The 9,937-nt window shown below is 42.9% G+C and carries 15 protein-coding genes and 1 pseudogene; 11 read left to right on the top strand and 5 right to left on the bottom strand.

Features of this window, described 5'->3' with window-relative positions; translation table 11 throughout:
- Positions 1 to 497 precede the first annotated feature (497 nt).
- From NJ959_RS19580 to NJ959_RS19595, 4 genes are all read left to right on the top strand, one after another.
- Entirely contained in the window at positions 498 to 1,289 is a 792-nt protein-coding gene (locus NJ959_RS19580) for an RNA polymerase sigma factor (protein ID WP_254013423.1), read from the top strand.
- Positions 1,286 to 3,061, top strand: coding sequence for a tetratricopeptide repeat protein (locus NJ959_RS19585; protein WP_256529469.1), 1,776 nt, complete (start codon positions 1,286 to 1,288; stop codon positions 3,059 to 3,061). The genes NJ959_RS19580 and NJ959_RS19585 overlap by 4 nt, the downstream gene beginning before the upstream one ends.
- Before the next feature lie 306 nt (positions 3,062 to 3,367).
- On the top strand, positions 3,368 to 3,883 hold the full coding sequence (locus NJ959_RS19590; RefSeq protein ID WP_254013424.1) for a hypothetical protein: 516 nt from the start codon (positions 3,368 to 3,370) through the stop codon (positions 3,881 to 3,883).
- 88 nt (positions 3,884 to 3,971) lie between these two features.
- Positions 3,972 to 4,559, top strand: a complete 588-nt coding sequence (locus NJ959_RS19595; protein ID WP_254013425.1) for a hypothetical protein — start codon at positions 3,972 to 3,974, stop codon at positions 4,557 to 4,559.
- A gap of 381 nt (positions 4,560 to 4,940) precedes the next feature.
- On the opposite strand, the gene NJ959_RS19600 is transcribed toward NJ959_RS19595, so the two are convergent.
- Genes NJ959_RS19600 through NJ959_RS19610 form a run of 3 tightly spaced genes read right to left on the bottom strand, consistent with a single transcriptional unit; the run spans position 4,941 to position 5,961 of the window.
- The gene (locus NJ959_RS19600) at positions 4,941 to 5,234 is read right to left on the bottom strand and encodes a DUF2442 domain-containing protein (protein WP_254013426.1); all 294 of its coding nucleotides are present in this window, start codon (positions 5,232 to 5,234) and stop codon (positions 4,941 to 4,943) included.
- 16 nt (positions 5,235 to 5,250) lie between these two features.
- Positions 5,251 to 5,694 (bottom strand): HNH endonuclease, encoded by a 444-nt coding sequence (locus NJ959_RS19605; RefSeq protein ID WP_254013427.1) that lies wholly within the window; start codon positions 5,692 to 5,694, stop codon positions 5,251 to 5,253.
- A gap of 9 nt (positions 5,695 to 5,703) precedes the next feature.
- Positions 5,704 to 5,961: a hypothetical protein gene (locus NJ959_RS19610; RefSeq protein ID WP_254013428.1), complete on the bottom strand. Its 258-nt coding sequence runs from the start codon at positions 5,959 to 5,961 to the stop codon at positions 5,704 to 5,706.
- Between the two features lie 355 nt (positions 5,962 to 6,316).
- On the opposite strand from NJ959_RS19610, the gene NJ959_RS19615 reads away from it, so the two are divergent.
- From NJ959_RS19615 to NJ959_RS30760, 4 genes and pseudogenes are all read left to right on the top strand, one after another.
- Complete coding sequence (locus NJ959_RS19615; protein ID WP_254013429.1) at positions 6,317 to 6,583, top strand: DUF2442 domain-containing protein; 267 nt, start codon at positions 6,317 to 6,319, stop codon at positions 6,581 to 6,583.
- Positions 6,584 to 6,773: 190 nt separating this feature from the next.
- Positions 6,774 to 6,995, top strand: coding sequence for a hypothetical protein (locus NJ959_RS19620; protein ID WP_254013430.1), 222 nt, complete (start codon positions 6,774 to 6,776; stop codon positions 6,993 to 6,995).
- A 36-nt stretch (positions 6,996 to 7,031) separates the two neighbouring features.
- Positions 7,032 to 7,235 (top strand): type II toxin-antitoxin system HicB family antitoxin, encoded by a 204-nt coding sequence (locus NJ959_RS19625; RefSeq protein WP_254013431.1) that lies wholly within the window; start codon positions 7,032 to 7,034, stop codon positions 7,233 to 7,235.
- Positions 7,232 to 7,438 (top strand): annotated as a pseudogene (locus tag NJ959_RS30760) (type II toxin-antitoxin system HicA family toxin). The gene NJ959_RS19625 and the pseudogene NJ959_RS30760 overlap by 4 nt, the downstream one beginning before the upstream one ends.
- A 281-nt stretch (positions 7,439 to 7,719) precedes the next feature.
- Here NJ959_RS30760 and NJ959_RS19635 read toward each other — a convergent pair.
- A complete protein-coding gene (locus NJ959_RS19635) occupies positions 7,720 to 7,950 on the bottom strand; it encodes a hypothetical protein (protein WP_254013432.1) in 231 nt (76 codons plus the stop codon).
- A gap of 103 nt (positions 7,951 to 8,053) precedes the next feature.
- On the bottom strand, positions 8,054 to 8,341 hold the full coding sequence (locus tag NJ959_RS19640) for a type II toxin-antitoxin system Phd/YefM family antitoxin (protein ID WP_254013433.1): 288 nt from the start codon (positions 8,339 to 8,341) through the stop codon (positions 8,054 to 8,056).
- Positions 8,342 to 8,496: 155 nt separating this feature from the next.
- Here NJ959_RS19640 and NJ959_RS30245 point away from each other — a divergent pair, with 155 nt between their 5' ends.
- The 3 genes from NJ959_RS30245 to NJ959_RS19650 are packed head-to-tail and all read left to right on the top strand — an operon-like array spanning position 8,497 to position 9,387.
- Positions 8,497 to 8,628, top strand: a complete 132-nt coding sequence (locus tag NJ959_RS30245; RefSeq protein ID WP_256529476.1) for a hypothetical protein — start codon at positions 8,497 to 8,499, stop codon at positions 8,626 to 8,628.
- On the top strand, positions 8,625 to 8,765 hold the full coding sequence (locus tag NJ959_RS19645; RefSeq protein ID WP_254013434.1) for a hypothetical protein: 141 nt from the start codon (positions 8,625 to 8,627) through the stop codon (positions 8,763 to 8,765). The genes NJ959_RS30245 and NJ959_RS19645 overlap by 4 nt, the downstream gene beginning before the upstream one ends.
- 49 nt (positions 8,766 to 8,814) lie before the next feature.
- Complete coding sequence (locus NJ959_RS19650) at positions 8,815 to 9,387, top strand: Uma2 family endonuclease (RefSeq protein ID WP_254013435.1); 573 nt, start codon at positions 8,815 to 8,817, stop codon at positions 9,385 to 9,387.
- Positions 9,388 to 9,937: the final 550 nt, after the last annotated feature.

Below are 9,937 nucleotides of genomic sequence, written 5' to 3' on the forward strand. Positions count from 1 at the left end.
TGCCTTTGGTGATTTCAATAACTTTGACTTATCACCATAACTCCCGGAGAGCCGTGCCCACAAAAGCAGTTATTCCAAATGGTAAAATTTATCAGTTTATCCTATTTTTTCGATCTGGCGATCTAGTGAACTGTTGCATACTATATACAATTTGTCCATACGACAAATGTACTATCTTTATTTGTTTTATTTGTTTTAGTTTTGTTTTTTTTTATTTCGTTTTCTTTGCTCAGATCGAGAAAATGAAGTATAATTACCATCTTTTTTATTTTTGAGAAATATTTAGTAAATTTTTGGTAAAGATTGAGTCGCTCTCAAAAAAAAATATCCATGTTATTTGGCTTTCTAGAGGCTATTTGGTAAATTTTTGGTAAAGATTGATCCCCCCCAAGAAAGTTAATAAATTTTCTTTATATTTGCCAAATCTGGATTTGATAATTATGCTGTTAAGTGAGCTAATGGTAGAAAGCGCAAAAATAAATATGAAATGTCAATCAGTGACTGGATCGATCCAGTGGAATTGTCGTGAAGATAGAGAATTTTTATTTTTTCAGGAATGGGAAAACCATCGAGATTATCTTTACCGTTGCTGTTTGAAATGGATGAACGGAAACGCGACTAATGCCGAAGAGGTACTCAGTCAAGCGATGTTCAAAGCCTTTGAGAAGGTTCAAGATTCTACTAGTGTCATCACTAACTTTAAGGGTTGGTTAACTCGACTGACTTATAATCTCTGTATGGATATACATCGAGAAAATAAGAAGTTCGGCGATAGATCTGAGAGTTGGGAATTAATAGTTGAAAAAGGGGAGGAAGGACTGGTTTCTCTCTCCGATAGTCCTGAAAGCATCGTTTTGCGTGGGGAATTAGCAATCATCATCCAATGTGCAATTGAAGATTTGCCGCCCAAACTGCGCGAACCATTTCTCCTATACTTCATTGAGGAGAAATCCTATCAGGAAATAGCACAAAAGCTAAATATAGCCTACGACAACCTGCGCAAACGTATTGCACAGGCGCAAATAATTCTGCAAAAGTCTTTGACAAAGTATTTGTCAGGCTTGGACAATTCTCTCTTAAATTTCTCCGAGTCACTGGATAAAAAAGGAGAACCAGGAGTGGGAAGTTTTTACTCCGATGAAATAATTACAACTTCCCAAGAAATAACTCCATCCCCCCAAGAAAAGGAGGGTTTTGATTGTTCATTTAATTATCAAGTAGACGCAATATGTTTAGAAACACTTTCTCATACTTGGTACCAATCACCCACTCCTCTGGGGTGGAGTTGAATGTTCACCTAAACTTAACAGAAAAGCTAACCAGACAAGAGCAGAAGCTCAACAGATTAAGTCAATATGTGGAGCAGTATCCCTCTGGCTGGAAGAAACGCTTGGAATTAGCTAATCTCCTGTCAGTAATGGGTAACTGGGATGGGGCGGTTGAGGAGTATCGCCAAGTCATTCAGCGGCAACCTCAATTAATCGATGTCTGGTTGAAATTGGGGAAACTATTGCAGCTAATGGGGAGGGAAGCTGAGGCGATCGCAGTTTATCAAAATGCCTTACCATTGTCTGACAATGAAGCGACAGCACAATATATCAACGGCGCGATGTCTACGACGGGCTGCGCCTACGCACTTTGTCAAGGTGACAGTAAAAAAGCTATTACTGCATTGGAAACAGCGACTAACCTACAACCAGACAACGCAGCTTACTGGCTGGTTTTGGGACAATTGCAGATGGGGAGAGAGAATCCTGTTGGGGCTTTATCAGCCTTTGACATGATTTTGTCACTCAACCCCGATGATATTGTCGCCTTAATTCATAGCTATGATGCGCTAATGGCAGTGGGGCATCTTCAGGAAGCACAGCGACGGCTGGATAAATTGATAGTATTAGCTCCTGATGATTTCCGGGTAATTCAACGACAGTTGCATCTGCGTTGTGCGATGAGATTGGTATCTGGGAAGGAGGGAAAAGAAACGAAAAAGATGATTACCTCTGCTCTGCGACAGTATCCTCATGGCGCTGAGGCTCACAAATCTCTGGCATATTATCACCTTTTCCGAGGAGATTGGCCTGAAGGTGTGGAGGTGTTAGCAGAATTTACCGCACAACACCCGAATCATCCTCATGGTTGGTATTACTATGGGCGGTGCTTATTTGAGACGGGGGAATATGAGAAGGCGGCGGAAATGATGGGGAAAGCTTATCATCTTTATCCTGATGAGTGTGAAATTTATCGGGGTTTGTGTGAGATTTTGTCGGTGCAACCTCTCCCCCTGCCCCTCTCCTGCGTTAGCGAAGCGGCACGAAGTGCGGAGAGGGGAGTTAGAGATGAGGGGAGGGGAGTTAAAGATGATGAGAGGGGAGTTAGAGATGATGAGAGGGGAGTTAGAGGTGAAGGGAGGAGAGTTAAAGATGATGAGAGGGGAGTTAGAGATGATGAGAGGAGAGTTAGAGATGATGAGGGGGGAGTTAGAGGTGATGAGAGTAAGATGAATCTTGCTTCCATAGTGGAAGAGATGCTTGAGCGGTTTCCTCAACGCTGGAGTGTTTGGGCGACTGCGGGGCGAGTGTTGGTGCAATCCTTGAAAGAGGTTGAAAGGGGGTGTCAGGTTTCTGAAGAGGGGACAAAACTACAGCCTCAGTTAGCCGATGCTTGGTTTTGTCATGGCAGGGTGTTGGCTTTGGCTCTTAAACATCAGGAAGCGGTGGAGGCGTTGGAGAAAGGATGGCATATTTTACCAGGAGGAAATTATCTGCAATCAGTACCTGCGGCGGTTTGGTTAGGGGAGAGTTACCGAGAGCTGAGGGATGATGGGGCTAGTAAGGGATGGTGGGAAGCGGCTTGTGAGGGAAGTCAGAAATTGAGGGCGTTTAATCCGACTATGGCTGATTACTGGTTAGGGAGAGCCTTGGTGGGGTTGGGGGATAAGTTGGGGGCGATAGAGGCTTATGAGAGTGCTTTGAGTCAGGAGTTGTTGTATCCGACTCGTGGGGAAGTTGAAAAAAATATCCGGCGGCTGAAAGATAGGAGGTATAAGGGTTATGGGGGTTGAGGGTGGATTTTGGGGAGAAAATTTGCCTGTAAGTCGAAAAATTCCGAAATTGGGGTTGGCAAACGTCTAATAAGTGTAAGCGGAAAAAACTACTCCACCGGGGAGTTCACACGAGGTAAAACTGGAGCTAATGGCGAGCGAGCTTGGGCTTTCCAGAGGCCAAAAGTGATGGGGAAGTAGTCAAATAAATCATAGTACCTTCTTTGGCTACCGAGTGGAGTTAAATACCCCTATTTTAGGGAGGCTTATATTGCGTTTAATTTCTCGTGTTGTTTTGTTCTTGACTTTTTCTTCAGGAGAATGTGAATGAAGATTCCACAAATTTTTCAGAAACTAATTGCTCTGGTTGCCGTGGTAGCTCTTGCCTTTGGGTTTGCGGCTCCATCTGCCTCAGCAGCTACCATTTTTAATGCTCCCTATGGTGCATCAATTTTTGTCCAATATTATTCGCAACTCGAAATTGGTACCACTGTATACGATCAGCCGACTAACACAGTGACCCTCTTGTGCAATAACAGGTTCGGTTCGGGTGCAGGTTCAGAGTGGAAAGGCACTTGTCTTCAGTCGCAACAATTAGGTCCGTCGGAGAATTTCCTTATCCAAGGATATTCCAAGCCATCAGGTCCTGGTGGCACCTGTTGGACAAAAGCCGATATGTCTGCCATTGAAGTCCCTTCTCCGAATCCTGGAAATAATCGTTACCTTACCACTCTGTATAGCAAATTTGGGACTACCTTGGCTCAATTGATTTTGGACGGACGGGGTTTGGTGTTCCAAGGAGAGGGAGAGACTGCTAAACCCCCATTTCGAGTGTGCCCGTAATTGAAGCTTGGAATTTGACAGTGCGATCTACTTAATATTAAAGGGTGCGTTATATTTCATTAACGCACCTCTTCTTAGGGAGAACATAATGAATATTCCACAAGTTTTTCAGAAACTAATTACTCTCGTTGTTGTAGTGGCTCTTGTCTTTGGGTTTGGGGCCCCGTCTGCCTCAGCAGCTCACCTTTTTAAGGCTCCCCTCGGTGCAAAAGCTAATGTCCAGTATTTTGTGGCTAATGAAGTTGGCATCACTATCTATGATGCAGCATCACGTAAGACCGTCCTTTGGTGCAATAACTACTACAATGATGGTGCAGGTATAGAATGGAACAGCACCTGTAAAAGCCAGGAAGCATTGGACGCATCTGAGAGCTACGTGGTTCAAGGATTTTCCAAGTCTACCAGTCCTAATAGTGAAACCTGTTGGACACCAGTTGAGAAGATTCTCTATCAAGACTTTCCTTCGATTCCTGAAAATAACCGTTCCCTTGTCCCTTCTCTGATTCCTGGAAATAACCATTACATTATCAACATGTACGGGAGTACAGGAATTCATGTGGCTCAAATGACTTTGGACGGATTGAATTTGGGATTTGAAGGTGAAACCAATCCTAATCACAAACAACTTCCTCGTCCTCTTTGCCGCCAATTGAAGAATAGCAGTTCTTGCCACTAAACAAAACTCCATTTCAAGTTGAAACGTGAATTGGGGTTCCGCTTTTGTTTATGGGAGTACAATTGCTTATGAAATATCTCCACATACTCTTAGGTGACCGTCAATGAGATTATTGTTTTGGCAAGATCTGGGAATTTAAGAAGGGGGATCTGTTAAAATTTGTTCAGATAAACAGTCTACTTTATAGCCATAGTTGTCACCCCGTCAGGGGGAGAAGGGCGATACGCTTTGGGGATTTGAAAGGGCGATCGCTTTTTTTGTAGGGAGAAGGGCAATTCGCCTTTTATTTACAGGATGTCGCTCCTATTTTTTAGTGCGATTGCCAACGGCCGCAGCGAAGCCAATCGCAGTTACAAATAATAGAAAAACCCAGTTGCCATCCTACAGCTTAACTGAGGGATCTCTACGACGGGGTACGCCTACACCTTCTGTTACCGTTATGCCATTTTTCCAAAGCTCATACTCACTCAAATCAATATCTTCATTCCACACAATCCCGTAGCCCCCTTGCTCAACCTTAAAATTCTTGAAAAAAGCAGGTTGACGAAGTGGAGCAAACATAGGATTTTCTAAAAGATGGACAATATCATATTGCTTGACTTCGTGATTGGTGAATTCAATCACCAAGGTGCGATCGTTAATTGCTTCTGCTTGGCGAATTCGAGGGCATTTCATACTATTTTTACTCTATTTAAGTATTCATTCTTCTAATTGCTGAAGGAGAAGGATATTTTCTCTTATCAATAAGTAATTGACGTTCTAATAAACGAGGTCGATCGTTAAATCCTAAAATCCTAGCAGTTACTTGCCCTATATTTGTCAGAGGTTCAATTGTAGAATCATTCAGTTTAAAATGTTCTCCCCAATTATCCCAACGAGGATGATAAAAGCGATAAAATTCCTTTTTGCCTAAAATGATTGAACCGATATCACTTCCCTTAAAACGATTACAATAGACACAACAATAAGCTAAATTATCTATATTTGATGAGCCACCATGTTTGATACTAATAACATGATCGATAGCGCATCCAAGAATGGTATCATGTTCAGCAATCAGACAATATTCACATAAATAATCCGCTCTTTTGGCAACTAAACGGCGAAGTTCTTGATTCAAATAAGGACGCTCCATAATTTAATTTTAAGCCTCCTCTTTCACAAAATCATAAGCACGAGCTTTTGCTAATCTTAATAAATGTTCTAAGATTAGATAATGATCTAATTCAGATTTTTCCTCTGAAGAAAGCCCCTCATTTTTCTCACGAAAAATCAAATCAGCTACTCTTTCTTTTACTGTTTCTGATACTTGAAATTCAATTAAACTTTGAGATGTTATACCAGCAGCAAGAAAGTTGATTATTTCCTCATAAGCTGGATTAATGCTAATTGATGTTTTCATCAAAGTCCTCGCGCCGTGAAAACCACTCTCAATTATAGTACAATTACGAGCTATTAGTGCGATCTCCTATCTTTTTGGTTGGCTTGATTGCTGTAGCTACGCCCGTCGTAGACATCGCGCCTCCGATCCTACAGGAATTGCGAGAGCGTTGCGCTGACTTGTCAGTTCGCTATAGGGCTTCGCGATCAGATGTCTGAGAGTCAATAGACTTCTTGCATAAATCCCGGAAGGGTGAAGCATTTGCGGATAAAACCATTGATTTTCTCCATAAATCCGGGCGCAAATGCTAGGCTAACGCCAAGCTGCGCTAACACCCCTACACCTAAATATCGACTTTTGCAATTGGAGGCTTAGTATGGGTATTTTGGCGATTCGAGCAGATGAGAGAGTCAAGAATGTTCACTTTACAGAAGATACAATTAGTGTCGATTTGATAGATGGACGAACGATTACTGTGCCCCTAGTATGGTATCCAAGGCTCCTTGCCGCAACACCGCAACAACGGGCAAAGTGGGAAGTTTGTGGTGGCGGCTACGGTATCCATTGGGAAGAAATTGATGAGGATCTCAGCACAGAGGGAATGCTACGGGGTTCACCTGCTCCTAAAAGCCTAAAATCTTGATTTTTCTAGTACAATCGCTTGATCTTGTAGGGTGAGTTAACAAAGTGTAACGCACCATCCGTATCATTATCATTAAATTGGGTGGGTTACGCTGTTGCTAACCCACCCAACGTTTTATTGCGATTACGGATCTTGTAATGCGTAGACGTAGCCCGTCGTAGACATCGCTTTTTTTAGGGGAAATTGGGGAGTGCGATCGCTTCGCCCGTCAGAGGCATCGCTTTTTTGTGGGGAGAAGGTGCGATCGCTTTTTTTTACCGGAGTGCGATCGCTTATCTTTACTCAGAAAGTGCGATCGCCTTTGTATTTACGGGAGTGCGTAGGCGTAGCCCGTCGCAGACATCGCATTAAGGATGTAGGAAGAGCAATTGTTTTGGGAAAATCTGGGAATTTGGTAAGGGGGATCTGTTAAAATTTGTTTAGATAAACAAGAATAAATGTAAAAGCCATGAAAATCAAAGCCATTATTTATCCTGCTGAAGAAGGGGGTTATTGGGCTGAAGTACCTGCTCTTCCCGGTTGTATAACAGAAGGAGATACAATGGAAGAATTGGTCAATAACCTTCAAGATGCCATACAAGGCTGGTTAGAAGTAGCGAATGAAATCCAAAAACCAGATCCTATCTCACAAGTTATTGAAATTGCCGTATGAAATCAATCTCAGGGAAAAAACTGTGTAAAATTGTGGAAAGAAAAGGCTGGATTCTCAAAAAAATTACAGGAAGTCACCACATTTATTAAAAACCTAATGAAAATAAAATTATCTCTATTCCCGTACATCGAAATCAAGATTTAAAACTGGGAACTTTAAAATCAATAATGAAAATAGCCGAACTATTGGAAGATGATTTGTAATAAAATTGGTGTTTGCGGTTAATGGCGATTCCCGATCAATACAGAAATTCAATTAAACTTTGAGTGCGATCGCCCGATCTTGTAGGGTGCGTTACACTTCGTTAACGCACCATCGGTATCATTATCATTAAATTGGGTGGGTTATGCTGTTGCTAACTCACCCAACGTTTTATTGCGATTACGGATCTTGTAATGCTTAGGCGTAGCTCGTCGTAGACATCCCTTTTTGTTTGATTTATTTACGGGAGAGCGATCGCCTAAATAAAAGTGGCGATCGCGATTTAAGTTTCTGGTTCATCACCCAAGAGTTGATCTATACTTTGAAGTGTTTGTTGAGAACAACGACGCACGCGATGAATACGGACAATTCCTTGCTCTTGCTCAACTATTTCACTCACAGTAAATAAAATATTGAATTGCTTTTTATAGAGAAGTTGGCGTACCTCTATTCCCATATACTCACTTTCGATAGCCAAAGCACAACGCCTAGGAAAGTTTTCCAGGGTCAACATAATTTCATAACATCCTCTTACCCAGCGATAAGCGTTTTCCAGTCAATCCTCCTTGAGCCAAAGAAAAATACCTTCTATATCGGCTACCGCAGTAGGAGATATTTCAATCTGGTAGGCCATATTTTTCCCGAAGTTCTGCAAATGCTTGCTTTAAAGGTATCCCTTTTCCTTGCTCAAATTCTGCAATACTTTTACGGATACCCACAATAGACTCCAGTAACTCAATCCGATCCAGAAGTTGCTGATAGCCTTCAGCATCTTGAACAACAGCAGTAGCTTTGCCATTAACAGTCAGAAGCATTGGTGCTTTAGTTTCTTTGAGTCTTACCAGAAAAGCTTTCGCACCCCGCTGGAAATCTGAGAGAGGATAGATGTCGCTCAAATTGAGCATAATATTTTCAATAAATTACTTGATAATTTCATGCTAACAGTTGGCAATTGTTTTGTCTAGTGTAGTACGGCAGAAGTTTCTCACCAGTTTCAGAGGCTTGATAGTGGTTTTTTCTCCCCTGCTCCCTGCTCAAGAAGCTCAAGATCTCGCAACTGATGGGAAATTTGCTGCCCATCTGCACTAGGGCGATCGCCTTTTTTGTGGGAAGAGGTGCTACAGCTACGCCCGTCGTAGACATCGCGCCTCCGCGCCTAGAGGAATTGCGATCGCCTACAATAGCATCATGACAGTCCAACCAAGGGAGATCCAGCGTTATATGACTCGCGATCGCAACGCCAGCCAAGGATTGGTCATTATCGACTTTATTTCTACAGTTATAGCGCTGCGCACTGGTGTATTTACACATTTAGACATGGATGGTTGATCGGGAGGTTGTTAGATCATTTATAAGGATAAACAAGAGCGAGCGAGCCATGACACAAACACTAATTAAGCCAACGGACCAACGGTTCATCCACTCAGAAGTGAGCTGGGAACAATTTCAATTAATCCAGGAAGCATTCTCAGACTCCCCTGGTATCCGACTGTTCTATTACCAGGGGGAGGTAGAAATCTTGGCAGTTTCAGAAGACCACGAAGCCTTCAGCCGTTTTATCGGCATCCTAATAGTTGAGTACTTTGTGGACAAAGGGATTGAATTCTTCCCCAAAGGTAGCTTCACCCAAGAAAAGAAGGGGGTAGCTTCAGCTCAAGCTGATGAGTCTTTCTCGATTGGTAGGCAAGGGAAAACCCCGGACTTATCCATTGAGGTGGTCTTCACCAGCGGCACTCTTGCCAAACTGAAGCGCTATCAGGAGTTGGGAGTACCGGAAGTCTGGTTTTGGGAAGATGGGCTGTTTACCCTTCATCACCTCAGAGAGTCCGGTTACGAACGGATTTACAAGAGCGAAGTTTTACCGGACTTGGATCTGGACTTGCTCTCCCGGTGCCTGCTGATGGCTTCTAGGCTTGAGGCTGTGAGGGAGTTTCGGCGGGGAATTGCTTGATTGACTTGCAATTAGTAAATTTAAACGATATTCGCAGATCTGCAAAGATTTACTTCTTGATCCTCCTCTGACAGGATGGGGGGATGGGAAAAGCAGGCGAAGCACTCAGACAAGTTTCGGATTTGACACAGAATTGCGATCGCCACTAACATTTCGGGTAACTTAGAATTAATTTCCGGGGATTTCTCGTAATTTTCCGTGTCTCATATCATGTGCTAGCGATCGCAATTATCGGCGATCGGTTTACCTTGGTTAGAGAATCGGCGGTTGGTGGTGGATCGGAAAGCGGGAATCCTAACTTTAGGGGAAGAGTGAAGTGAATTGCGATCGCTCTTGTCAATTTCAGATAATTTAGACAGGCGATCGCGTACTTCCTGTTTATTCCATAGACTTTTGATCGAGAATCCCGCTAACCATTCTCGCGGTTGCTATATAAATCAAGGTGTTGCTCAAAATGTTAATAGCCATTAGCAGCCCTAACCAGATAACTAGTGCAGGTGGGCAGAAATAACCCATCAGTTGTAAGCAGGGGAGCAGGGGGGCAGGGGGC

The sequence above is a fragment of the Limnofasciculus baicalensis BBK-W-15 genome (assembly GCF_024178385.1).
GTDB classification, from domain to species: domain Bacteria; phylum Cyanobacteriota; class Cyanobacteriia; order Cyanobacteriales; family Coleofasciculaceae; genus Limnofasciculus; species Limnofasciculus baicalensis.